The organism is Gordonia sp. UBA5067, from assembly GCF_002414845.1.
GTDB lineage: Bacteria > Actinomycetota > Actinomycetes > Mycobacteriales > Mycobacteriaceae > Gordonia > Gordonia defluvii.
This window is the reverse complement of sequence record NZ_DIAX01000085.1, coordinates 68,296-90,530: the sequence shown is the minus strand read 5'-3', so window position 1 is coordinate 90,530 and position 22,235 is coordinate 68,296. Positions and strand designations below refer to the sequence as shown.

Annotated in this window: 25 protein-coding genes, 2 tRNA genes and 1 pseudogene; 16 read left to right on the top strand and 12 right to left on the bottom strand. The window is 66.9% G+C overall.

Annotated elements, in window-relative coordinates; all coding sequences use genetic code 11:
• Positions 1 to 54: 54 nt before the first annotated feature.
• Genes B4M62_RS14300 through B4M62_RS14290 form a run of 3 tightly spaced genes read right to left on the bottom strand, consistent with a single transcriptional unit; the run spans position 55 to position 2,551 of the window.
• Positions 55 to 915: an alpha/beta fold hydrolase gene (locus tag B4M62_RS14300; RefSeq protein ID WP_290714218.1), complete on the bottom strand. Its 861-nt coding sequence runs from the start codon at positions 913 to 915 to the stop codon at positions 55 to 57.
• On the bottom strand, positions 912 to 1,904 hold the full coding sequence (locus tag B4M62_RS14295; protein ID WP_290714217.1) for an NADP-dependent oxidoreductase: 993 nt from the start codon (positions 1,902 to 1,904) through the stop codon (positions 912 to 914). Before B4M62_RS14295 ends, B4M62_RS14300 begins: the two co-directional genes overlap by 4 nt.
• Positions 1,901 to 2,551: a TetR/AcrR family transcriptional regulator gene (locus B4M62_RS14290; protein WP_290714216.1), complete on the bottom strand. Its 651-nt coding sequence runs from the start codon at positions 2,549 to 2,551 to the stop codon at positions 1,901 to 1,903. Before B4M62_RS14290 ends, B4M62_RS14295 begins: the two co-directional genes overlap by 4 nt.
• A gap of 179 nt (positions 2,552 to 2,730) precedes the next feature.
• On the opposite strand from B4M62_RS14290, the gene B4M62_RS14285 reads away from it, so the two are divergent.
• Positions 2,731 to 3,564, top strand: coding sequence for an alpha/beta fold hydrolase (locus tag B4M62_RS14285; protein ID WP_290714215.1), 834 nt, complete (start codon positions 2,731 to 2,733; stop codon positions 3,562 to 3,564).
• Positions 3,565 to 3,822: 258 nt separating this feature from the next.
• On the opposite strand, the gene B4M62_RS14280 is transcribed toward B4M62_RS14285, so the two are convergent.
• Positions 3,823 to 4,203: a carboxymuconolactone decarboxylase family protein gene (locus B4M62_RS14280; protein ID WP_290714214.1), complete on the bottom strand. Its 381-nt coding sequence runs from the start codon at positions 4,201 to 4,203 to the stop codon at positions 3,823 to 3,825.
• A gap of 34 nt (positions 4,204 to 4,237) precedes the next feature.
• Positions 4,238 to 6,406 carry an MMPL family transporter gene (locus B4M62_RS14275; RefSeq protein ID WP_290714213.1) on the bottom strand — a complete coding sequence of 723 codons (2,169 nt, stop codon included), beginning with the start codon at positions 6,404 to 6,406 and terminating at the stop codon, positions 4,238 to 4,240.
• A 138-nt stretch (positions 6,407 to 6,544) separates the two neighbouring features.
• Between B4M62_RS14275 and B4M62_RS14270 the strand changes: the two genes are divergently transcribed.
• From B4M62_RS14270 to B4M62_RS14260, 3 genes are read left to right on the top strand one after another with little or no spacing between them, the layout of a single operon-like run.
• Positions 6,545 to 6,928 carry a glyoxalase gene (locus tag B4M62_RS14270; protein ID WP_290714212.1) on the top strand — a complete coding sequence of 128 codons (384 nt, stop codon included), beginning with the start codon at positions 6,545 to 6,547 and terminating at the stop codon, positions 6,926 to 6,928.
• A complete protein-coding gene (locus tag B4M62_RS14265) occupies positions 6,901 to 7,776 on the top strand; it encodes a helix-turn-helix transcriptional regulator (RefSeq protein ID WP_290714211.1) in 876 nt (291 codons plus the stop codon). Before B4M62_RS14270 ends, B4M62_RS14265 begins: the two co-directional genes overlap by 28 nt.
• Complete coding sequence (locus tag B4M62_RS14260; protein WP_290714209.1) at positions 7,769 to 10,141, top strand: arylsulfatase; 2,373 nt, start codon at positions 7,769 to 7,771, stop codon at positions 10,139 to 10,141. The genes B4M62_RS14265 and B4M62_RS14260 overlap by 8 nt, the downstream gene beginning before the upstream one ends.
• Positions 10,142 to 10,153: 12 nt before the next feature.
• Here the strand turns inward: B4M62_RS14260 and B4M62_RS14255 are convergent, their stop codons facing one another.
• Both B4M62_RS14255 and mrf read right to left on the bottom strand, forming a co-directional pair.
• Complete coding sequence (locus B4M62_RS14255; protein ID WP_290714208.1) at positions 10,154 to 10,405, bottom strand: type B 50S ribosomal protein L31; 252 nt, start codon at positions 10,403 to 10,405, stop codon at positions 10,154 to 10,156.
• The gene (gene mrf, locus B4M62_RS14250; protein WP_290714207.1) at positions 10,402 to 11,721 is read right to left on the bottom strand and encodes a ribosome hibernation factor-recruiting GTPase MRF; all 1,320 of its coding nucleotides are present in this window, start codon (positions 11,719 to 11,721) and stop codon (positions 10,402 to 10,404) included. The genes B4M62_RS14255 and mrf overlap by 4 nt, the downstream gene beginning before the upstream one ends.
• A 67-nt stretch (positions 11,722 to 11,788) precedes the next feature.
• Here mrf and rpmB point away from each other — a divergent pair, with 67 nt between their 5' ends.
• From rpmB to B4M62_RS14225, 5 genes and pseudogenes are all read left to right on the top strand, one after another.
• Positions 11,789 to 12,025, top strand: a complete 237-nt coding sequence (rpmB, locus tag B4M62_RS14245; RefSeq protein ID WP_290714206.1) for a 50S ribosomal protein L28 — start codon at positions 11,789 to 11,791, stop codon at positions 12,023 to 12,025.
• A complete protein-coding gene (gene rpmG, locus B4M62_RS14240) occupies positions 12,025 to 12,192 on the top strand; it encodes a 50S ribosomal protein L33 (RefSeq protein ID WP_290714204.1) in 168 nt (55 codons plus the stop codon). The genes rpmB and rpmG overlap by 1 nt, the downstream gene beginning before the upstream one ends.
• Positions 12,192 to 12,497: a 30S ribosomal protein S14 gene (rpsN, locus tag B4M62_RS14235; RefSeq protein WP_290714202.1), complete on the top strand. Its 306-nt coding sequence runs from the start codon at positions 12,192 to 12,194 to the stop codon at positions 12,495 to 12,497. Before rpmG ends, rpsN begins: the two co-directional genes overlap by 1 nt.
• A 42-nt stretch (positions 12,498 to 12,539) precedes the next feature.
• A pseudogene (locus B4M62_RS14230) lies at positions 12,540 to 12,677 on the top strand (hypothetical protein); the annotation flags it as partial.
• Between the two features lie 48 nt (positions 12,678 to 12,725).
• Positions 12,726 to 12,881, top strand: coding sequence for a hypothetical protein (locus tag B4M62_RS14225; RefSeq protein ID WP_290714200.1), 156 nt, complete (start codon positions 12,726 to 12,728; stop codon positions 12,879 to 12,881).
• A gap of 9 nt (positions 12,882 to 12,890) precedes the next feature.
• On the opposite strand, the gene B4M62_RS14220 is transcribed toward B4M62_RS14225, so the two are convergent.
• A complete protein-coding gene (locus B4M62_RS14220; RefSeq protein ID WP_290714198.1) occupies positions 12,891 to 14,027 on the bottom strand; it encodes an alpha/beta hydrolase in 1,137 nt (378 codons plus the stop codon).
• Between the two features lie 136 nt (positions 14,028 to 14,163).
• Between B4M62_RS14220 and B4M62_RS14215 the strand changes: the two genes are divergently transcribed.
• Complete coding sequence (locus tag B4M62_RS14215; RefSeq protein ID WP_290714196.1) at positions 14,164 to 15,291, top strand: acyltransferase family protein; 1,128 nt, start codon at positions 14,164 to 14,166, stop codon at positions 15,289 to 15,291.
• 10 nt (positions 15,292 to 15,301) lie between these two features.
• On the top strand, positions 15,302 to 16,549 hold the full coding sequence (locus tag B4M62_RS14210; protein ID WP_290714194.1) for a hypothetical protein: 1,248 nt from the start codon (positions 15,302 to 15,304) through the stop codon (positions 16,547 to 16,549).
• Between the two features lie 15 nt (positions 16,550 to 16,564).
• On the opposite strand, the gene B4M62_RS14205 is transcribed toward B4M62_RS14210, so the two are convergent.
• Entirely contained in the window at positions 16,565 to 16,939 is a 375-nt protein-coding gene (locus B4M62_RS14205; RefSeq protein WP_290714233.1) for a DUF5997 family protein, read from the bottom strand.
• Positions 16,940 to 16,990: 51 nt separating this feature from the next.
• Here B4M62_RS14205 and B4M62_RS14200 point away from each other — a divergent pair, with 51 nt between their 5' ends.
• Positions 16,991 to 17,725 (top strand): LysR substrate-binding domain-containing protein, encoded by a 735-nt coding sequence (locus tag B4M62_RS14200; RefSeq protein WP_290714192.1) that lies wholly within the window; start codon positions 16,991 to 16,993, stop codon positions 17,723 to 17,725.
• Between the two features lie 10 nt (positions 17,726 to 17,735).
• Here the strand turns inward: B4M62_RS14200 and B4M62_RS14195 are convergent, their stop codons facing one another.
• Positions 17,736 to 18,185, bottom strand: coding sequence for an acyl-CoA thioesterase (locus B4M62_RS14195; RefSeq protein ID WP_290714191.1), 450 nt, complete (start codon positions 18,183 to 18,185; stop codon positions 17,736 to 17,738).
• A 153-nt stretch (positions 18,186 to 18,338) separates the two neighbouring features.
• Here B4M62_RS14195 and B4M62_RS14190 point away from each other — a divergent pair, with 153 nt between their 5' ends.
• The gene (locus B4M62_RS14190) at positions 18,339 to 19,325 is read left to right on the top strand and encodes an alpha/beta hydrolase (protein WP_414651853.1); all 987 of its coding nucleotides are present in this window, start codon (positions 18,339 to 18,341) and stop codon (positions 19,323 to 19,325) included.
• Positions 19,326 to 19,343: 18 nt separating this feature from the next.
• On the opposite strand, the gene hisC is transcribed toward B4M62_RS14190, so the two are convergent.
• Positions 19,344 to 20,405, bottom strand: a complete 1,062-nt coding sequence (gene hisC, locus B4M62_RS14185) for a histidinol-phosphate transaminase (RefSeq protein ID WP_290714189.1) — start codon at positions 20,403 to 20,405, stop codon at positions 19,344 to 19,346.
• A gap of 100 nt (positions 20,406 to 20,505) precedes the next feature.
• On the opposite strand from hisC, the gene B4M62_RS14180 reads away from it, so the two are divergent.
• Both B4M62_RS14180 and B4M62_RS14175 read left to right on the top strand, forming a co-directional pair.
• Positions 20,506 to 20,597 (top strand) — tRNA-Ser (locus B4M62_RS14180).
• 36 nt (positions 20,598 to 20,633) lie between these two features.
• Positions 20,634 to 20,706: transfer RNA gene (locus tag B4M62_RS14175), tRNA-Arg, on the top strand.
• Positions 20,707 to 20,792: 86 nt separating this feature from the next.
• Here B4M62_RS14175 and B4M62_RS14170 read toward each other — a convergent pair.
• Positions 20,793 to 21,278 carry a GNAT family N-acetyltransferase gene (locus tag B4M62_RS14170; protein ID WP_344716600.1) on the bottom strand — a complete coding sequence of 162 codons (486 nt, stop codon included), beginning with the start codon at positions 21,276 to 21,278 and terminating at the stop codon, positions 20,793 to 20,795.
• 199 nt (positions 21,279 to 21,477) lie between these two features.
• Between B4M62_RS14170 and aqpZ the strand changes: the two genes are divergently transcribed.
• Positions 21,478 to 22,227, top strand: coding sequence for an aquaporin Z (gene aqpZ / locus B4M62_RS14165; RefSeq protein WP_290714187.1), 750 nt, complete (start codon positions 21,478 to 21,480; stop codon positions 22,225 to 22,227).
• Positions 22,228 to 22,235: the final 8 nt, after the last annotated feature.

Below are 22,235 nucleotides of genomic sequence, written 5' to 3'. Positions count from 1 at the left end.
CGGCGAGGTCTTCGTCGATGCCCTCGCGCCGATCGGCCGGCCGGGAGGTCCGGATCAGTCGGCGAGGAATTCGGTGGCGATCGGGGCGAAATCCTCGTGGAATTGGAAGATTCCGCCGTGCCCGGAGTCGGGGTAGATGATCAGTCCGCTGCCCTTGATGCGGCCGTGCAGCTCCTCGGAGAGGACGGAGGGCACCATGCGGTCGTTGTCCCCGTTGGCGATCAGGGTCGGCTGGGTGAACGTCGAGAGGTCCGAAGGGGCGGAACGGCCGAACTTCTGGATCGCTTTCAGCTGGGTTCGGAAGGCCGTGATGCTGATCGGCTTGTCCCGGTCGACGATGCGCTCCGCGAGCCGCTGCACGAACGCCTTCGCGGCGCGCTTGCCGATCGTGTCGCGGTTGAAGAAGAGGAACTCCTTCGGGTCCGACCGAGTCAGAGTCGCGCGGACGATGTCCCAGTAGGTGACGGCGACGACCTTGTCGATGTCTGTGCCGCCACGCGGTCCGGTCCCGGTCAGCACCAGCTTGCGGACCAGGTCGGGATGCTTGACGATCAGGTCCTGCGCGATGAAGCCGCCCATCGAGAAGGAGAAGACGTCGATCTTCTCGAACCCCAGTGCGGTGATGAATTCGTAGGCGTGATCGGCCGCTTCCTCGAGGGTGGCGGGCACCTTTCCGGTCGACGCGCCGACGCCGCGCTGGTCGAAGGTGATGACGTGGCGGTTCTGGGCGATGGGGTCGACGATTCGGGGGTCCCAGTTGTCCAAGGTTGCGGCGAGGTGCACGAAGAAGACGACCGGGATACCGCCCCTCGGTCCGAGTTCACGGTAGGCGTAGGTCGCGCCGCCGGCCGTGATGGCGCGGGTCGGCGCCTCGGCGTACGACGTGATGACAGGTTCGTTGCTGGTGGTGCTCATCGCGTCACCACGATCTTTCCGTTGGCCTTGCCCTGTTCGACATACGCCATCGCTTCGAGGGTCTGGTTGAAGTCGAAGGCCCGATCCAGCACGGGACGCAGGGTGCCGTCGTCGTACAGGGCGGCGAGGGTCTTCAGTTGTGCGCCGCTCGCGCGCATGAAGAAGAACCTGTAGTGGACTCGGAGTTTCTGGGCCTGCTTGCGGACTTTGCGGCCGAGGAGCGCCATGACCGGCACGAGCATCGGTTGACCGAGTTGCTTGGCAAAGGCTGGGTCGGGTGGGCCGACGACGCCGATGGCAAGTCCGCCGGGCTTGAGTACGGTCAGCGACTTCTCCAAATTGGGGCCGCCGAGGGAGTCGAGTACGACGTCGTACCCGCCCAGGACGTCGGCGAAGTCCTGCTTCGTGAAGTCGATGACTTCGTCGGCGCCGAGCTCGCGCACCTTGTCCTCGTCGTTGGTGCGTGCGGTGGTGGCGACGTAGGCGCCGAGGTGCTTGGCCACCTGGATGACGGTTGACCCGAGCCCGCCCGCGCCGGCGTGGACGAGGACCTTCTGGCCGGGTTTCACCCGAGCGACGTCAACGAGGGATTGCCAGGCGGTCAGCGCCACGAGGGGGACGGCGCCGGCTTCCTCGAACGACAGGGAACGTGGCTTCAGAGCCACGTCGTCGGCATCGATGGCGATGAACTCGGCGAAGGTCCCGATCCGCAGGTCGCGCGGCCGGGAGTACACCTCGTCACCCACCTTGAAGTCGCGTACGCCGGCACCGACCTGGGTGATGACGCCGGCGACGTCGTGACCCAGGACAAAGGGTCGCTGGTACTTCAGGAGCTGCTTGAACTCTCCGTTGCGGACCATCTTGTCCAGTGGGTTGATGCTGGCCGCCCGGACCTCGACGAGTACGTCGTGTGCGCCGACGGAGGGGACCGGTATGTCGCTCAGGTGAAGTGCGTCGGGACCGTAGCGGTTGACGGTGAAGGCTTTCATTTGGTCTCCTGCGTGCGCTTGATGGACTTGGGGGTGGTGATGTCGACGATCCGCGTCGCGTTCTGGTACGCGGAAGAGAGGATCTGATCGGACAGCTCCGGATCGGTGACGGCACGGGCGAGTTGGAGCGACGAGACCAGGAGTGTGAAGAGCCCGATCGCGCGGTCCCGGGCGTCCACATCATCACCGACAGTGAGGTGCCGCGCGATCGCGTCGATGAGCGCCCGTGCACCGTCGGTGTAGGCCTGCCGGGCCGAATGGTCTTGGCGGGTGATCTCGTCGAGCAAAGCTGCCGAGGGGCAGCCGTTTCCGGGGTCGTCGCGGTGCTCTGGGGAGAGGTATTCGCGGACGAAGGTCTCCACCGAGGCGAGGCCGGGTGGCAGGGCTTCGACCCGCGCGACCTGAACGGCGAGCTGCTCGGAGACGACGGTGGCGATCAGCTCATCCTTCGATGCGAAGTGCCCGTAGAAGGCGCCGTTGGTCAGCCCCGCGTCGGCTACCAGCGCGGAGATGCCCGCCCCGTCAAAGCCGTCGCGCTTGAATCGAACCCCGGCGGTTTCGATCATTCGGCGTCGCGTCGCGTCCTTGCGCTCCGGCGCGTATCTGGCCATGAGCAGATCCCTTTCGTTGGCGTACTTGTGCAGCATAGCATTATGATCGTACTATTACGACCATAATTCAATCTGTGACCAAAGGAACCCCCGATGCCCCCACTCAGCGACCCGCTCGACCTCCCGCGGTGTGCGACTGCCCAACCGGACGACAGTCCAGCCTGATGGAGGCACGATCCCCAATTCCTGATCCCCCACCAACGAAAGAAACTGCCATGACGACCTGGCGAGACACCCCGACCAAGACCATCGCGATCGACGGCACTCCGTTCGCGTACCGCGAGCTCGGAGACACCTCCGGTGTGCCAGTGGTCTTCCTCCATCACTTCACCGCCGTCCTGGACGACTGGGACCCACGGGTCATCGACGGCATCGCGGCGCAGCATCACGTGATCGCCTTCGACAACCGTGGGGTGGGTGCGACCGGCTCCCGCGTCCCCAACGACCTGGAACACATGGGCGCCGATGCGATCGCGTTCATCAGGGCACTCGGTTACGGGCAAGTCGACCTAGTCGGCTTTTCGCTCGGTGGAGCAGTCGCGCAGATGATCGCGCTGCAAGCGCCCGACCTGGTACGCCGGATGGTGCTCGCCGGCACCGGGCCACGGGGTGGCGGTGGCATCTGGAAGATGCCGTTCATCGTGGGCGGTGCGTATGTCAAGGCACTTGCGACCCGGAAGGACCCGCGCCACTTCCTCTTCTTCCCGCGCAATACCGAGGGAAAGAGGGCAGCGCAGGAGTACTTCGCGCGCCTCGCCGAACGTACTCAGGACCTCGACCGGCCCATCTCGCGGCAAGGGAGCCTTGCTCAACTGCGTGCGATCACCTCCGGTGGGCTGCACGCCCCCGACGACTTGGCGACCATCAAGGTCCCCATCCTGGTCGCCAACGGCGATCACGACCTGATGGTCGCCAGTGAACACTCCGCCGACATGGCCCGACGCCTCCCCGACGCCAAACTGATCGTCTACCCCAACTCCGGTCACGGCGGCGTCTTCCAGCACCACCAGGAGTTCGTCCCCGAGGTCCTTGCCTTCCTGGCCGGCTGACCATTCATGACCAGCCGCTTACGCGGGTCATGACCAGCCGCTTACGCGGGCTTGGAGCAATCACCTGCCAGCGGTACTTGCCGGGGCAGTGCCCGGCCTAGCGCCGTCGGCGCAGGAGACCGCGGCCAGCCGGCTTCGCGTCAGCGTGCCCGGGGCACCATTGGTCGGCGGGGACCATGGCCTTCACCTGCGCGACGTGGCTGCCGCACCCAGACCAGGTGGTCTTTCCGCAGGTGCGGCAGCGAACGGCGTGGCACATCAGCTGGGTCCCTGCCCGGTGGCAGCGGCAGCGCTGAACTCGCGGAAGACTTCATAGGCGCGGGCGCCGTGGATCGTCGCTGGGCCGCCGTGCATGAGGAAGGTGACGCCGATGGCCTCGGCGGCCTCCTGGTCGGTGGCGCCGGCGCGGGCGGCGGCCTGTGCGTGCGAGGCGACACAACCGTCGCAGCCCTCGACGACGCCGATGGCCAGGGCGATGAGTTCCTTGGTCTTGCGGTCGATGGCGCCGTCGGCGAAGGCCGCGCCGGAGAGGGCCGCGAAGCCCTTGTAGACCTCGGGGATCGCCTGGCGCAGCTCACGGTGCTGCGGGGTGAGCGCGCGCAGGGTTTCGGCGCCGGTGGGGGTGGTGGGAGTGGTCATGATGGTTTCCTTTCGGTGGGGTGTTTCGGGTTGGTCAGTCGTGGGCGAAGGTGATGGTCGGGAGGATCCGGCGCAGCCAGGCGGGACAGGACCAGGCCGCGCGTCCGGTGAGACGCAACAGCACCGGCAACAGGATCAGGCGGATGAGGAAGGCGTCGAGCAGCACTGCAATACCCAGGATGATGCCCATCTCCTTGGGGGGCAATGGTCCAGACAGTGCGAAGGTGAAGAACACCGCGACCATCACGCCGCCGGCGGCGAAGATGACGCGTCCGGAGTGCGCGACTGCGCCGACCATCGCGGCGTGCGCCGTGCCGTCCTTCTCCCAGTGTTCTTTGGCCGAGGCCAGGAGGAAGACGGTGTAGTCCATCGCGATCGCGAAGATCATCGCGAAGAAGAACACCGGCCCCCACGCGTTGAGGAAGCCCTGCGGCTCAAAGCCGAAGAACGAAGCGCCCATGCCGTCCTGGAAGATGAGTCGGGCGACGCCGAATGCGGCGAGCGTCGACAGCAGGCTGGCCAGCGTGCCGAGCAGCGCGATCAGCGGTGCTTGCAGTGCGAACAGCAGTAGCAGGAAGCCCAAGATCATCACGGTGGCGATCACGATGGGCGTGGTGCGGTCGATCTCGGCCTTCAGGTCGAGGTTCTCCACCGCGGCCCCGCCGACCATCGCCCCGTCGGGCAGTGTGGTGCGCAGTCGGTGCACGGTTTCGCCGAGCGCCGGATCGGACGGGTCGACGCGGGGCACGGCCTGGATCAGCGCGAGGCTGCTGCCGTCGGTCGACGTCTGGGCCGGCATGACGGCGGCTATTCCGGCGTCGCTCCGCAGCGCGTCACCGGTGGACTGGGCGTTCGCGGCGGGCACGATGATCTGTAGGGTTCCCGGCGCGCCGGCGCCGAAGGCCTGCTGGACCGCGTCGTAGCCGACTCGGGCGCTGGCGTCGGCGGGCAGCACCTTGATCGACGGCATGGCGGTGGTCAGGCCGACGGCGGGGATGGCCAGCACGATGAGAATCGCGAGTGCCCCCAGGCCCCAGCGGAGTGGCTGGCGCCACAGGCGCTCGCCCCAGCGCTCGAAGACGGGGGAGCGGTGTTCGGCGACCTTGACCCACGGCAGCGCGAACTTGTTGAGTCGGCCGTCGAGTTTGGCCAGTACCAGCGGGAGCAGCGTCAGGGTGGCGGCGAGGATGAAGACGACCGAGATCATGATGCCGCCGGCCATGGACCGGAACGACGGCGATGGCACGATCATCACGGCGGACAGCGACACCAGGACGGTGATACCGGACAGCAGCACGGCCTTGCCCGCGGTATCCATCGTCTGGGCAATCGCCTGTGGCATGGGCAGCTGGTGGCCCATCCGTGCCGCCCGGAAGCGCACGACCAGGAATAGCGCGAAATCGATGCCCAGGGCGAGCGAGAACATCATGGCAAAGTTCATCGCCCAGATTGACACCGGCACGATCTCGTTGACCAGAACCAGGATTCCGGCCGACGCGATCAGCCCGGCGAGGGTCAACAGTAGCGGCAGGCCGGCGGCGACGAGTGCGCCGAAGGCGATGACCAGGATGATCAGGGTGACCGGCCACGAGATCATCTCCGACTTCATCATGGCCGACAGGTTCGCGTGGTTGAAGTCTGACCACAGCACCGACGACCCGGTCGGATTGACTTTGACGGTGTCGGTGGATAGTGCCTGTAGTCGCGGCGTCAGGTCGGTGGCGGCGCGGACCATCTCGTTGGTGTCGGCGCCGGCGCCGGCGAGGATGATTGCGGTCTTCCCGTCGGGCGTCAGGGTTGCGCCGGGCATCGGCGCGACGATTTCGGCGATCCGGTGGTCGCCGCGCAGCATGTCGGTTGCCTTGGCCAGGACTGCGGGTCCGTCGCCGCTGGTCAGTGGAGCGTCGGACTGCACGACGACCTGGATGGCCGATGAGGCGTTCCCGCCGAAATGCTGTTGGGCGAGCTCGCGGACCTGAACTGATTGTGAACCGTCGGCCTGCCAGCCGGCGCCGGACAGGTTCTTCTCGACGGCCGGCGCGAAGATGCCCAGGCCGATCACGAGCAGCACCCACACGGCAGCGACGATCTTTCCGTGCGAGATCACCCAGACGCCGAGGCGCCCGAGCGGGCCGGGGTGAGTGTACTGCTCGTCGGCCGCGGCCGACGAAGAGTCAGTCGGTTGCAGGTTAGTGGCGCTCATCGGGCCCTCTCATGGTTATCCCCCTGGGGGGTTAGACGGTGTCGACCCTAACATCCCCCTAGGGGGTTACGCAAAGAGGGTGCTCGACGCTGCCGATTTCTACAAGAGACGGGCGGCCGATCGACGCACACTGGAGTCATGAATGAGAGAAAAGACAGCAACATCTGGCCCGGAATCAACTACGACGACCCCATCGCCGCCCGTGCGTGGCTGGCTCGCCTCGGCTTCGCGGAGGGCATCCTCGTCGAAGGAGACGGTGACGGCGAGGTCCGGCACTCGGAGATGCTCTGGCCCGACGGCGGCCGGGTCATGATCCACTCGCCGGGCAACTTTGGCCCACCGGCCACCGGCGCCGGCAACATCTACGTCGTCGTCACCGACCCGGACGCGGTGTACGTCCGCGCCCGCGACCTCGGTGCGACCCTGGTGCGCGACATGGCCGAGGAGGACTATGGGTCGAGAGGGTTCTCCATCGCCGATGCGGAGGGAAACGTGTGGAGCTTCGGCACGTACGCGGGCTGACCGGCATCTCCATCAATCCGTACCGGATTATCGGTGCGGCGCCGGGCGACCATCTCGGCCTGCCCTCGTCGACGGTGACCCTGATCGTCGACCTCGATGGCGGGCTCAGTCTCAGCGAACCGGATCGGTCCGGCCGGCGGACCTTCCGGTGTTGTCTCGGCGGTATGCACCTGCGGCCGGTGATCATCCACCACACCGGCACCCAGATCGGTGTCGCGGCCAGTCTCTCGCCGGCGGCGGTGCGGGCGCTGTTCGGGCTGCCCGCGGCAGAATTGTGGACCACCAATATCGAACTCGGCGACGTCGCCCCGGGTTTGGCCCGCCGCCTCTACGACGCCACCGGTACCGTGCCGCATGAGGAGCGCGGGCCGGTCGCGGCTCGGATCATCGACGAGGCGACCAGTGTGGCGCGGGCGCGGGCGATTGATCCCGACGCCGAGCGGGCGTGGCGGCTGATCCAGCATGCCGGGGGACAGATCACCGTTGCCCGGCTCGTCGAGCTTTCGGGATGGTCGGCCCGGTATCTGACGCGGGTCTTCACCGCCGAGTACGGAGTCGGGCCCAAGCAGGCCGCGCGACTGGCCCGATTCGATCACGCCCGGGCGGAGTTGGAAACCGGCGGGGCGATCGCCGACGTTGCCGCCGACTGCGGCTACGCCGATCAAGCCCACCTGACGCGGGAGTTCGCGAGGATTACCGGGCACCCGCCGAAAGAGTTCCTCGCCGTCCGGGCAAGCGAGTTCAGCGGCGCCGCGGCATACGGGATAGACGTTGACGAACTCTGCCCCCGCGATGTCCGGAGCCGACCTATATTGACCACGACCCGACGGTGGAGGCGGCATGGTTGAGAACACGCAGTCCAAGGGGCGGGGCGCCGGCCCGGCCCGCGAGCGCCTGCCGATCCCCGACGTGCCGCAGGTGGGGTTGACCACGTACGACGCGAAGGATCCCGACACCGTCTATCCGCCCATCGCACCGCTGCGCCCGCCGGACGGCGCGCCGAACGTCCTGATCGTGCTCCTCGACGACGTCGGCTTCGGCGCGTCGAGCGTCTTCGGCGGGCCGTGTGAGATGCCGGTGGCACAGCGGTTGGCCGACGGCGGCCTGAAGTTGAACCGGTTTCACACGACCGCACTGTGCTCGCCGACCCGTCAGGCGATGCTGACCGGGCGCAACCACCACTCGGTCGGTATGGGCGGCATCACCGAGATGGCGACGTCGGCGCCCGGCAACAGCAGCATCCGACCCAAGGACAAGGCGCCGATCGCCGAGACGCTGAAGCTCAACGGCTATGCCACGGCGCAGTTCGGCAAGTGTCACGAGGTCCCGACCTGGGAGGTATCGCCCGTCGGCCCATTCCATCAGTGGCCCACCGGGTCGGGGTTCGAATACTTTTACGGCTTCGTCGGCGGGGAGGCCAACCAGTACTACCCGGGACTGTACGAGGGAACCTCGCCCATCGAGCCGCCGGCGACCCCTGAGGAGGGCTACACCCTGACCGCGGACCTTGCCGACCGGGCGATCACCTGGGTCCGCCAGCAGAAGGCACTGACCCCGGACAAGCCGTTCTTCATGTATTTCGCCCCCGGTGCGACGCACGCCCCGCACCACGTGCCCACCGAGTGGTCCGACAAGTACCGCGGCAGGTTCGACGACGGGTGGGATGTCGCGCGGCAGCGGACCTTTGCCCGCCAGCTCGACCTCGGGGTGATCCCGGCCGGCGCCCAACTGACAGCGCGGCACGCGGAGATTCCCGCGTGGGACGAGATGCCCGAGGAGCTCAAACCGGTGCTGGCCCGGCAGATGGAGGTCTATGCGGGGTTTCTTGAGCAGACCGATCATGAAGTGGGTCGGGTCATCGACGCCCTCGACGATCTGGGGGCGCTGCGCGACACCTTGGTCTTCTACCTCATCGGCGACAACGGTGCCTCCGCCGAGGGAACGCCCGTCGGCTGCTTCAACGAGATGACCACCCTTAATGGCATGCCCGGGATTGAGACGCCCGAATTCCTTATCGCCAAGATCGACGAACTCGGCACGCCGGCGGCCTACAACCACTACGCGGTCGGGTGGGCGCACGCCATGTGTACGCCCTACCAGTGGACCAAGCAGGTCGCCTCGCACTGGGGTGGGACCCGCAACGGCACCATTGTGCACTGGCCGTCGGAACTGCCCGATGCCGGCGGCAGTCGCAGTCAGTTCCACCATGTGATCGACATCGTCCCGACGATTCTGGAGGCGGCCGGGATTCCCGCTCCCCAGTCCGTCAACGGCACCACCCAGGCGCCATTGGAGGGAGTCAGCATGCTGGGCACGCTACGCGACGGCGATGCCGGCGAATCGCATGCCGTCCAGTATTTCGAGATCATGGGCAACCGCGGCATCTACTTCCAGGGGTGGGCGGCGGTGACCAAGCACCGCACGCCATGGGTCCTCGACGCCGCGCCTTTCGACGACGACGTGTGGGAGCTCTACGCCCCCGACGACTGGACGCAGGCCAACGACTTGGCCGCCCATGAGCCCGCGAAACTGGCTCAGCTGCAGCGTCTCTGGCTCATCGAGGCGGCGAAGTACGGTGTGCTGCCGATGGATGACCGCACGATCGAGCGGCTCATCCCAGAGCTGTCCGGGCGCCCCCGGTTGATCACCGGGACCAGCCAACTGCTGTTCTCGGGCATGCGGGTCGCCGAGGGGTGCGTCATCTCGGTGAAGAACAAGTCGCACGCGGTGACCGCCGGGATCGTCGTGCCCCCCGACGGTGCCGGCGGGGTCATCGCCACCCAGGGCGGAGTCGCTGGCGGTTGGGTGCTCTACGTGCACGACCAGCAGCTGAAGTACTGCTACAACTTCTTCGGGATCGACCACTTCATGACCACCGCAGCCGAAACCCTTCCGCCGGGCAGGCACCAGGTGCGGATGGAGTTTGCCTATGACGGTGAGGGTTTCGGCCGGGGTGGCGGCATCACGCTCTACTGCGACGGAAAGCCCATCGGCACCGGCCGGGTCGAACGGACCCAGCCGGTCGGGTTCTCCGCCGACGAGGCCTGCGACGTGGGCCGCGACACCGGATCGTCGGCGTCCCCGGACTACCGGCCGCAGGACTCGGCGTTCACCGGTGCGGTCGAATGGGTGCAGATCGATATCGGCGACGACAGCCAGGATCATCTCGTCAGTGCCGAAGACCGCTTGCGCATCGCGATGGGCAAGCAGTAGCCGTCCCGCGGGCTAGCGGTAGCCGTTGGCGTACCGGCGCTTGAACTTCTCCACGCGGCCGGCGGTGTCCAGCAGGCGTTGCTCGCCGGTCCAGAAGGGGTGCGAATCGCTGCTGACTTCGACGATCACCAGCGGATAGGTGTTTCCGTCGGACCAGTCGACGGTCTTGTCTGAGTGCACCGTCGAGCGGGTTAGGAACTGGGTGCCGGTGCTCGCGTCGCGGAACACGACGGGGTGGTAGTCGGGGTGGGTATCGGGCTTCATCGGTTGTCCTCTCGGTGGGTGAGTTTGCTGTCGGTCGCACGCGGCAGGTCGTCGCACGGGTCGTTGTGGGCGAGGCCGAATGGGTCGTCGAACCCCAGCCAGAATTGCTGTCCCAGCGCCATTTCGTCGTCGGTGAGACAGGCGCCCCGCAGGGCCGTGCGGATCGCCTCGGGTTGCTCGGGTCGGTGGGCGAGGATGCTCAGTGCGCTGTGTCGATCGCCGTGATTGTTGTCCCACCGCAACGCTGCTAAGGCGCGGCGCTCCGCATCGACGGTGGCGAGCTGGTCCTCGGACATGGCGACGAGCCACGTCGGACCCGGTGCGATGCGCAACCCGCCGCCGGCCGACTCCAGCCACAGTGCGGCGTCGGGTTGGGTGGCCAGCCAGAGCCGGCCGCGGGCGCTGACGACGCCGTCGAGGAGTTCGTCGATGGCCTCGTGCAACCGGGCCGGATGGAACGGGCGGTCGAGTTCGACGGTGAACAGTTCCACGCCGCAGTCGGCATCGAGCGGGGGCTGGTCGCGTAGCAGCGGATCCTGTGGCTCATCGATCCGGCCTCGGCGTGAGCGAGCTGGAATCGCCGCCAGCAGGTGGGCCGTGAGTATCGCGGTCATCGGGCGTTGGGGAATCTCCATGATGATCGGGGCCGACGGGGCTAGCCGTTTCAGCACCGCGGTCAATCGTGCTGACTCCCAGGCGTCGCGCAGTGCCGGGTCGCAGCCGACGATCACCAGTGCGTCGGCGAAGGCCACCTGCCCGACGGCAACCTGGGCCACGGTCCGTTCATCGTCGTCGCCGGTCGTCGCCGATAGCTCGTATTCGGCCATGGTGACATCGCTGGTTGCCGCTTCGAGCCACTGCGCCTCGGGGACACACGCCACCGTCGCCTCGATCCGCACGTCCTGGCTGGCCGGCGCATCACCGAAGCCGGGCATGTCGGCGACGACCGCGTGGGTGATCGCGAAGCAGAGTGCCTCCGGCTCCAGGGCACAGTCCAACTGCAACACGACGCGCTGCACTGAGTCGCGTCGATGCAATTGGCGCAGGAGGGGGAGTAGGTCGTTGCGTAGGGTGCATGAGACGCAGCCGTGCTCGAGGAGCAGCACCGTCTGATGAGCCTGCTCACGACCGTCGGCATCGAGGGTGCGAGTCGTTCGCCGTACGCGACCGAGGTCGAGTTCGCTCAGGTCGTGGTGAACGACCGTGGTGCCCGGGATGAGGAAGGCCGTCGTCGTTCGTGTGACGGCGTCGGCGTCGAGTCCGGCGACCAACACGACGGGCGTGCGGCCATCACCAGTATTGGGAACGATTTTCATTTGCACGATTCTCACGGTAGCGTCGCCGCTGTCTTATTGCGAATTGTTGTCATTAAGAGGAGGCGCTATGTCAGCGCGATGTCAGGTCACCGGCCGCACGCCGGGATTCGGGAAGCAGGTGTCGCACTCGCATACGCGAACGTCACGCCGGTGGAATCCGAATATTCAGCGACGCCGGTACTTCTTGGCCGGCGAGGGGCGCTATGTGACGTTGCGGGTAAGTGCGAAAGGGATCAAAACGATCGACCGTCGGGGGATCGAGGCCGTCGTTGCTGAGCTTCGTGGGCGAGGGGAGAAGCTCTGATGGCATCACGCACTGACCTGCGGCCCGTCGTGAAACTCAAGTCGACGGCCGGTACCGGCTACACCTACGTCACTCGCAAGAACCGACGCAACGACCCCGACCGGCTGGTGTTGCGTAAATATGACCCGATTGCACGACGCCACGTCGACTTCAAAGAGGAACGCTGATGGCCAAGAAATCCACAATCATCGCTAGCGAGCGACGCAAAGAAGCCGTCGCCCGGTACGCGCCGGTACGCGCGGAACTCAAGCGGGTCATTGCCGATAGTGGCGCATCCGACGCCGAGCGGGCGCAGGCGCTACGCAAACTCCTTGCGCTGCCGCGTGATGCCAGTCCGACGAGGGTGCGCAATCGGGATGCCATCGATGGTCGACCGCGCGGCTTTATCGGCAAAGCCGGGGTCTCGCGCGTGCGCTTCCGGGAACTGGCTCATCGGGGCGAGCTCCCCGGTATCCACAAGTCCAGTTGGTAGTCGACCAGTATCTGGTCGAAAGGTGTTGTCCCATGGGTAAATCGAGTCACCGGGCTGACCCCGCAGCAGCAGCGTCAGGTCGCTACGGCGGTCCGCAACGCTCGAGAGATGGCGCTACTGCCGTACGGGTCCGGGCGGCAGCCCCGACTACCCTGCGAGGGAGGAAACTCGCTCGGGTGATCGGTCACCGGTCGTGGTGGGTGTTCGTGGTCACCGCTCTGTTTACCGTTGGGACCCCGCTACTCGGCGGCGCTGGTCCTTGGCGCCGCCCGCCGCGGGGTCGGCGACTACCGTAAATCCTGGTACCTCCTGCTCGTCCTGCTCGTCGCGGCCCTCTGCGGTGTCGCGATCCGCGAAGTGTGGAGCCTCGCTGAATCGGGTTGACGGGGATGTTCAGCTGCCAGAGGAACCGAACGCGTCCGCCAGGGTGGAGCCCGGCGCCGGCGGGATCGGGCCGTCGATCCGGGCGCCGATCGACTTCATCAGGATCGGCCAGGCGGTGAGCAACTCGTCGCGCCAGTATTCCCACCGGTGCGTGCCCGACGGATTGAGACTGCCATGGAAAGGGATTCCGAGTTTCTTGAGTGCAGCGGTCATCCGCCCGGTGCAGACGGCACTGCCGAACTCGAGGAAGGCGCCTTTGGCGGTCGATTCCAGTGGGTCGGCGGACACCTTGTTGTAGCGGCCGGGCATGCCACTGCCCGCCGAGAGGTAGATGGTCTTGCCGGCGAGCTGCGCGGCGTTGACGAACGGATCGTGGGCCTGCCATTGCGGGTCGGTGAACTTGCCCCACATGTTCATCGCGTTGCCGCCGCCACGACTGATGTCCCACTGCGTCAGGAACTGGTTCTCCGGGCTGGATACGTTCGCACAGTCGCTGAATCCGCCCACCGCGCGGTAGAGCTGCGGTTGGCGGGTGGCGAGGGTCAGGGCCGCCAGCCCGCCCATCGACGCGCCGGCGATCGCGCTGACGTCATTGGAGCCGAACTGCTGGCCCAGCAGCGGCGGCAACTCGCGGGTCAGGAACGTCTCCCACATGAACTTCTTGTTCCCCATGCCGGGATCGACGGCTCGCCAGTCGGTGTAGTAGCTGTGCGCGTCGCCGACGGGGGTGAGCACATTGACGTCAGTCTTCGAAGCGAGGTCGGCGAGCTGCGTCTCGGCGTACCAACCGGACTCGGTCTCGTGCGCCTCGGCCCCGTCGAGCAGGTAGATGGTGGGCCGCTGACCGGCTCGCGCGTGCGGGCGCGGCTTGTCGCCCGGTCGCGCGGGGCGGGCCAGGTCGACCGGCCGTTGGAGGTCGACGACTACCTCTCGTGCCATTGCCGCGGAGAACACCCGCAACCGTTCCCGTCCCTTGAACGGGGTCACCGACACGATCCGAGACGTCGGAGGTGGTGGTGGCCCCGCGATGGGTCCGGGTGGTCGCGGTGGTGGCGGAGCTCCGTCGGCGACGGCGGTACCGATGGTCAGGCCGACGGCCAGCGTCGTCGCCACCGCGACACTGGTCCGCACAAGGGTGTTTCGCACTCGGCTTGGCCTTTCCTCGACGCGTCGCATCCCCAGTCACACGCGTCACTTCAGTAACAGACGAATTATCAGTGGGAGTGCATCGGGGGGCTAGTGCAGTCACTGAACCGAGACGGTGTCGTGACAAGATCGGCCCATGGCCGCACGCGTTCCCGCGCTCACGGGTATCCGCACCCTCGCAGCCCTCGCGGTGTGCCTGACGCACGCCGCGTACTGGACCGGCCACTACCAGGACACCTACGCCGGACGATTGAGCGCCCGGTTCGAGGTGGGTGTGACGATCTTCTTCGTACTGTCGGGCTACCTGCTCTACTCGACGTGGGTCGCCCGACTCCGGCGCGGCACCGACACGCAACCGGTGGCGGTCGCCACCTACTTCGCCCACCGCGCCCGGCGCATTCTGCCCGCCTATTGGTTGACCGTCACCGGCGTGTACCTGGTGTTCCTCATTCGCCAGAACCCGACGACCTACGGCACCGGATGGGGCGGCTTCTGGCGCAACATGACCTTCACGCAGATCTTCGGGCTCGGTCACCAGCACACTGGGCTGACGCAGATGTGGAGCATGGTGGCCGAGGTTGCCTTCTACCTTGTGCTGCCGATGATCGCGATTCTCGGCGTCGCACTGTGCCGCCGACGGTGGCGCCCCGACCTGCTGCTCTGCCTACTCGGCACCGTGGCGCTGGCCTCTCCGCTGTGGATCTTCGCCGTCGTCGGCGCCGACGTCGACCTCACCGCGCGGATCTGGCCGCCGACCTTCTTCTGGTGGTTCGTCGCGGGCATGGTCTTGGCCGTGTGCGTCCCGATGATGTCGCGCGTGCACACCGCTTGGTGGGTCGGCGCCGGGGTTGCGGCCTTCGTCATCTCCGGTATCTCCGCCGCGGGCGGTGCGACGATGACACCCGAGACCGCGGCGCAGACCGTCGTCAAGCACATCCTGTACCTCGTGGTGGCCGTCGGCTTCATCGGACCCCTTGCGATGGCCGGTACAGAGCAGCCGGGTGCGGCGGCCGGGGACTGGTGGACGCGCATCTGGGCCAGCCGCCCGGCGGTCTGGTTCGGGGAGATCTCCTACGAATTCTTCTGCGTCCACGTGATCGTGCTGGAACTCGTCATGGGCCTGCTCGGCTACCAGGTGTTGCTGACGGGCTCACTGTGGTGGGCATTTATCGTCACAACCGCCTGCGCCATTCCCCTGGCCTGGCTCCTGCACCGGGTCACGCGACCGATCTGGCACCGAAATGGTGTCGGCGCTAATCGGTAGTATCGGTGAGATGAGCCAACGAGTCCCACCCGCTGCGAGCGCCGCCGATATCCGGCGGTGGATCGACGCGGCCCAGGTGCCCGGACCTCGTCGGGAGGTGTCCGATGCCGCGGCCAACCTGATCGCGGCCGGATTCCTCGCACCCCAGGCGCGCGATGTCGTCATTCGGCGCGAATCGTCGGGGCTGGCGCTGGCCGCGTTGCCCGAGGGTTTCGGAAACCTGCGCCGCCTTCAGCGGGGGATCGCGCAAATCGAGGCCCAGCTGGCCAACCCGGTCCTGCCGGCGATGGTGCGGTCCGGCCTGCAGAACCGTCTCAACGGGTTGATGCGCCGCCGGGAGGATGCACGCAAACAGATCGTCATCGGCAAAGGCGTGTACGCGGGCGGGACGCGGGTGATCCGCCGGGAGCGCCGCGAGGGCATCTACCTCGAGATCGAGGCGCGCGAGCGGCTGTTTGAGGGACTGCTGCACACGCCGACCCCCGACGTGAACGCGGGCGGCTACGTGCGCCGGGCCGGTGGCGCGGCCTTTGGCCGGCTCGCCGGTGCGGTCGGCGGACTCGCCATGCGCGCGATGGGTCCGCAGGTCGAGCAGTGGGCGCGCGAGGCGCTGGCCGACCGGCCGGTGCCGGCGACGCCGGCCGCCCCCCAGCACATGTCCTTTGTCGACGGCTATGAGACGTTGCTCTACGTCGCCGGCCAGTACTACGACCGGATCGGCGGAAGTCCTGCCTGGCGCTCGGACCATTTCGCGGTACAGCGCAGCCAGGTGAACCTCCACGGTGAGCTCGCCGAGATTTCTGCTGACGTCATCGCACTGCGCGCGGTGCGGGTGGACCTCGACCGGGCGATGCGCAACGGTGGATTCGACCAAGCCTTCGTCGACCACATCGCAGCCAAGGAAAAGGAGTTGCGCCCGGTCTGGTCACAGTTGATCGACCGAGTCCAGGCGCTGGCCGAGGTCTCGCACGTCATGGATTCGGCCGCCGTCGAATTGCGGCTCCTCGACGAGTACGACCGCGCCACCACCATCGACGACCGGATCGTCGACCTGGTCGCCCGGTCGGGCAGCAGGGAGATCTCGGCGGACAACTCAAAGCGGTTGACCGAGCAGGTTCGTGCCGGCGAAGAACAACTGCGCATCTACCGCGATGTGCTCGCCGGAAACATCGCGCGTATCGCGCCGGGCGGCCCACCGCCAGCGCAGTTGCCGCCGCGCTACGAACCCGCGCCCACCGGCGAGCCCGAGCACCACTAGTTCCCCGGCGAAGACCTAGCCGTCGGTGTCGCGTGATTGCCTGCGGTCGGAGTGCAACGACTTCACCCGGCGCTCATCGCGCCGCACCTGCGACTGCGTGGCCCGTTCCGCGCTCAACCACTCCGGCATCTCGGCGAGGAGTCCGGCGATCTGCTCGGTGGTCAGCGCGTCGGTGATCCCGCCGCGCAGCAAACCGGCGATGGACACGCCCAGCTTCGCGGCGACCAGATTCTTCGGGTGGGGGCCTTGGGTGCGCAGGTCGCGCAGCCACTGCGGCGGGTCGGCCTGTAGGGCGGTGAGTTCTGCGCGCGTGACGGGACCCTGCTGGAACTGCGCCGGCGTGGCCGGCAGGTAGACATCAAGCTTCTTCGCGGCGGTCACCGGTTTCATCGACTGCGAACTCATGCGTCGAGAGTACTCAGGTGAACCCGATACGCTCGGATGGTGTCCATCCCCGACGGTTCCAGCTTTCGGCTGGGGTATGTGCCGGGAGTAACCCCGGCCAAATGGGCGAAGATCTGGCGCGAGCGCCGTCCCGACCTACCGCTGGAACTCGTCGCCGTCGACGTCTGCGACTCCGCCGCCGCGGTGGGCGAGCACCGCGTCGACATCGTGCTTACCCGACTCCCCGACGCACTGGCACACACCGATCCGGGCCCGCACCACACGATCGCGCTGTACACGGAGACCACTGTCGTCGTCGTGCCGAAGGGGCACCTGTTGACCGCCGTCGACGAACTGACCCTGGCCGATGTCGCCGACGAGCAGTTCCTCTGGCCGGCCGACGACCCGCTGCCCACATTCCGTCCCGGCGCCGCGGTGAAGCATCGGCCGGCCACGACCGGCGACGCCGTCGAACTGGTCGCGGCAGGCGCCGGACTGCTCGCCGTGCCCCAGTCGCTGGCCCGGCTGCACCACCGCCGCGACCTCGCCTACCGGCCGTTGACCGGTGCGCCCGGCAGCACGGTCGGATTGTTGTGGACCGATCCGACGTCGCCCCCGGCCGATGAGTTCATCGGCATTGTGCGCGGCCGCTCGGCGACGTCATCGCGCAGCGAGTCCGAACCCGCCGCCAAGCGGAACGCGAAACAGAAGCTGGCGGCGAAGCGGGCGGCCCGGGCAGCATCGGGAAACACGCCGGGCGGCGCCAGCGGTCAACGCCGCCGCCGGCGCTGACCCGCGTCGCCTACCCCCGAGACCAGGACGCGAGGTAGTGCTTCTCCTCGTCGGCGAGGCGGCGCAAGGTGTGCGCCTCGACATCGACGACGGCCATTTGTGTCGCGGCCACACAGGCGGCCTTGCCGTCCACAGGTGCGCCGCTGCCCCGGATCTCATAGCCGATGGTGAAGTCCACTGAGCGGAACCCTTTGATCCACATCCCGACCTGCAGCGGCGTGTCCTCGTGGCGGAGCTGACTCTGATAGCGGATGTCGACGTGAACGATCATCGCGCTCTTGATCAGCGGCTGATACTCGGGTCCAGCGGAGAGCAGCCATTCGACCCGTGCCTCCTCCATCAACGTCACCATCCGCGCGTGGTTGATGTGGCCGAAGGCGTCCATGTCCGACCAGCGAACCGGCACCTGCGCCTCGAAGGCGAACTCGTGTTTGCCGAGATGGGGCGTGTCTGTGCTCACCCGACCAGCGTATAAGGCCACGGGGGTGTGACGAACGCCACATCGTGACTCAACCGTATCCGTACTTTTACAAAGAGTTTTCATCGGGGTGGCCGGATCGCGTGGTGGCGCCCGTAGTCTTTTGGTAGACCAGCTAGGAGTTGTGGGGAATCCATGCGTTTTCATCTGACCCGACCGGCATCAGCCGCCATGGTCGCGGCGCTTGCCGCAACCATGTGCGCGGTGCTGCCCGCGGTCGCCGGCGCATCTCCCGAGGCACGTATCTCCAAGACGTACAAACTCAGTGCCTTGCGCACCGACATCGTCGTCGCGTCACCCTCCATGGGTAAGGACGTCAAGGTCTCGGTGCTGACCCCGCGCGACGGTCACGGTCCGCGGCCGACGGTCTACCTGCTCGACGGCGCCGGCGCGACGCAGGGTGTTAGCGACTGGATCACCAAAGGCAGGGCCGGCGAGTTCTTTGCCGACAAGAACGTCAACGTGGTGTTGCCGATGGGTGGGGCCGGCACCTTCTACACCAATTGGCGCAGCGACGATCCCAAACTCGGGAAGCCGCAGTGGGAGACCTTCCTGACGCGCGAGCTGCCACCATTGGTGGACAGGCAATTTGACGGCACCGGCCGCAATGCGCTCATCGGACTCTCGATGGGTGGACAAGCCGCCTATGCGTTGCTGAGCCGGCACCCGAAGATGTACAGCGGCGCTGCGTCGCTGTCCGGGTGTCCGCCGGTCTCCGGTCCGCTGAATCAGGGCTATGTGCGTACGACGGTCGCCAAGGGCGGCGGCGACGCCGACAATATGTGGGGTCCGCCCGGATCGCAGCTCTGGCGCGCACACGATCCGTTGCTGCACCTTGGCGCGTTGCGCGGCAAGAACCTGTTCCTCTCGGCCGGGTCGGGCGCCATCGGCCCGCTCGACCTCGCCCCGCGGCCCACTGACGGGCTGCCGCGCGATGCGGTCAACGCATCGGGCTCAGTACTCGAGCTTGGTGCCTACCGCTGCTCGCTGGAGTTTGCGGTGCAGCTGCGCCAGGCGGGCATCAAGTACACCGATGGTTTCCGGCTGATCGGCACCCACAGCTGGCCGTATTGGCGCGGTGACCTGCCCCTCGCCTGGGCGACGATTTCCCGCGGCCTCTAGGCCGACCGGCGCAGTCGCTCAGCGCCGCGCCCACTGTGCCGCAAAGGCGAGGAAGGCGTCGTTCTCGTTGCGCTCAGTAATGGTCACACGTACCCCGTCGCCGTCGAAGGGGCGGATGATCACCCCGGCCTCGGCGCTGGCGCGGGCGAACGGAACGGCGTCTGCGCCGAGATCGAGCCACACGAAGTTGGCCTGTGATTCGGGTACGCGATACCCGAGGGTGCGGAGTTCGGCGGCCGCGCGGATGCGCTCGGTGACCACCGCATCGGTGCGGGCGAGCAACTCGTCGTCGGCCTCGAGGCAGGCGACGGCGGCCCGCTGGGCCACGGAGTTGATGGAGAACGGGAGGTGGACCCTGCTCAGTGCGGTGATCACCCGCGGGTCTGCCACGGCGTACCCGACCCGCAACCCAGCTAGCCCGTAAGCCTTCGAAAAGGTCCGCAGCACAACAATATTGGGGAACTCCCTGCGCAATTCCAGCGCACTGTAGTTCTGTGAATCCCCGAGGCGAACGTATTCGACGTAGGCCTCGTCGATCGCGATGACGATGTCGCCGGGCACTGCGCGCAGAAAGGCGAGGAGTGCCTCGCGCCCCACGACGGTGCCGGTCGGGTTGTTGGGGTTGCAGATGAAGATCAGTCGAGTGCGGTCGGTGATCGCCGCGGCCATGGCCGACAGGTCATAGGCCTGCTCGGCGTCGAGCGGGACCTGGACCGGCGTCGCCCCGGCGATCCGGGTGGCCAGCGGATAGGTCTCGAACGAGCGCCAGCCGAAGAGCACCTCGTCGCCGGGACGGCAGGTCGCCGTGATCAGATTCTGGCACAGCGTCACCGAACCGCAGCCGGCCTGGATCTCCGCTGGCGTCACGTCGAGTTTCTTCGCGAGCGCACCGGTTAACTCGGTCGTGGCGTTGTCGGGATAGCGGTTGATGCCCGCCGCGGCTTCGGCGATCGCGGCCGCGACGCTGGGCAATGGGCCGAAGGTGACTTCGTTGCTCGCCAGTTTGATTGCTCCGGGATGGGTCTTGCCGGGCACGTAGACGGGTAGGTCGTCGAGGTCGGGGCGCAGTCGCACAGTCACTAGAACAGGGTATCGGGCGGCGGGTGGGGCTGGTGGTTTGCGCCCCGTCGCGTCGGGTGTGTAGCCTACGTATTCGGCAGTTCGAAAGGACTCCGCACTAGGAGGCGTGCCAGAGCGGCCGAATGGGACTCACTGCTAATGAGTTGTCCGGCTAAAACCGGACCGGAGGTTCAAATCCTCTCGCCTCCGCCACCCGTACCTTGTGTGCGGCACAATTGAACACGACTCGCGCCCGTAGCTCAACGGATAGAGCATCTGACTACGGATCAGAAGGTTAGGGGTTCGAATCCCTTCGGGCGCACACAACAACCGGCCCGCACCCATCCAACGGTGCGGGCCGGTTGCTTTGATCGGGAGCCAGCTCCTTTTCCTGCTGACCGCGCCCGCTTAGGCGGGCGCCGAGCGGGCCAGCGCGACCAAGGCCTCCCCGTCGAGGCGTTGCACGGTCCAGCCGTCCATGCCGACCGCGCCGAGGCTCCGGTAGAAGCCGATCGCCGGGGTGTTCCAGTCCAGCACCGACCATTCGAATCGGGCGCAACCACGGGCGACGGCGAGCCCGGCCAAATGCGCCATCAGCAGTGCACCGACGCCGCGCCCGCGGAACCCGGGTTTGACGAACAGGTCCTCCAAGTAGAGGCCTCGCCGGCCCTCCCACGTCGAGAAGTTGTGGAAGAAGAGCGCAAAGCCGACGGCATCACCGGCGACGTCGGCAATGACGACCTCGGCCCCCGGGTGCTCGCCGAAGAGCTGCTCGGCCAGCAATTCCTCGGTGGCGTGTACGGCGCCGGGTTCGTTCTCATATTCGGCGAGTCCCTGGATCAGTGCCAGGATCGCCGGCACATCTTCGGACTTCGCCGCACGCAGGATCGGCATGTTGTCCTTCTTTCGGTGGCCGGGTTACTCGAGGCTGGTCCTGCTGACGCCGATCACATCGACCTTCGTCCGCGCACTCATAGGGCAACGTACCCGGCCGATGGACTCGATCAGGGCGACGATTGCCGGGAAGTCCGGTGTCGCCGCTGATGCCGGGATATGTTTACGGCGTCAAATTCTTTGAGGGAAGGGCTTTTCAGTGTCTGAATCACTCACCCGGCGGGGACTCGCCGAGCTGTTCGGCACCTTTTGGCTGGTCTTCGGCGGATGTGGATCGGCGATCTTCGCGGCCAAGCAGATTGCCAGCGACACCAGCGCCGGTATGTCCTTCAACGTCGGGATCGGCTATCTGGGGGTCGCGCTGGCCTTCGGCCTGACGGTGCTGACGATGGTCTACGCCGTCGGTCACATCTCCGGCGGACACTTCAACCCGGCTGTCACGCTCGGCGCGGTCGCCGCGGGCCGGCTGCCGGCCCGCGACCTGGTCCCCTACTGGATCGCCCAAGTGGTCGGCGGCCTGATCGCCGGCCTCGCACTGTGGACAATCGCCAAGGGGCGTAAGGGTTTTGAGGCCGAGGGCAATATGGCGGCCAATGGGTTCGGCGTCCATTCACCCGCCGGGTACTCACTGGCCGCAGTGCTCATCGCCGAAGTCCTGCTGACCGCGTTCTTCCTGATCGTGATCCTCGGTGCCACCGACAAGCGTGCGCCCGCCGGATTCGCCGGCGTGGCGATCGGTCTGACCCTCACCCTGATCCACCTCATCTCGATTCCGATCAGCAACACGTCGGTCAATCCGGCGCGCTCGACGGCCGTCGCATTCTTCAACGGTTCCGGGGCGCCCGGACAGTTGTGGCTGTTCTGGCTCGCGCCGCTACTCGGTGGCCTGATCGGCGGCATCGTCTATGTACTGGTGTTCACCGACGAGAAGCTGAAACTCGACGCGTAGCGTGGCAG